Origin of the sequence: Mesorhizobium sp. M5C.F.Ca.IN.020.32.2.1, from assembly GCF_004023105.1 — a bacterium.
GTDB lineage: Bacteria > Pseudomonadota > Alphaproteobacteria > Rhizobiales > Rhizobiaceae > Mesorhizobium > Mesorhizobium wenxiniae.
Genome location: NZ_RZSX01001657.1, coordinates 1 through 469 on the forward strand (window position 1 = coordinate 1; position 469 = coordinate 469).

1 protein-coding gene is annotated in these 469 nt (G+C 60.1%); it reads left to right on the forward strand.

Features of this window, described 5'->3' with window-relative positions; genetic code table 11:
* On the forward strand, nucleotides 1-384 hold a 384-nt coding region (locus EOA86_RS38000), incomplete at its 5' end, for a LuxR C-terminal-related transcriptional regulator (RefSeq protein ID WP_245497522.1).
* Between the last annotated feature and the right edge of the window lie 85 nt (nucleotides 385-469).

Below are 469 nucleotides of genomic sequence, written 5' to 3' on the forward strand. Positions count from 1 at the left end.
CTGCATGCTTCGGGACCCTTCGGAACCGCCGATGCCAGATTGCTGCGCGACATGGCGCCGGCGGTGATCGGTTTCGCAAGGCTGCGCTGGCCGGCCCTTCCGGCCGACGAACCGGCAGAGACGAAGCAGGACGAGGCGATTGCGCCGGTCAACGAGTTTGAACGTGCTCATATCTGGAAGAGCCTTTCGCTCACACCGCGCGAAAAGCATGTCGTCGATCTGGTGCTTCAGGGACATTCCACGGAATCGATAGCCAGGGCGATGCGCATCGTACCGGGAACCGTAAAGGTCCACCGCCGCAACATCTATCGCAAGCTCAAGATCAAATCGCAGGCTGGTCTTTTCGCGCGTTTTGTCGAGATCATGGACGCGCGGATTCGGTAGTCCACGGTTTTCTAAAATGGCCTCGCTCAGTTTAGCTGGCGACGCCTTCCCAGGCGCCGGTTTCGGCCATCTGTCTGAGCAGCGG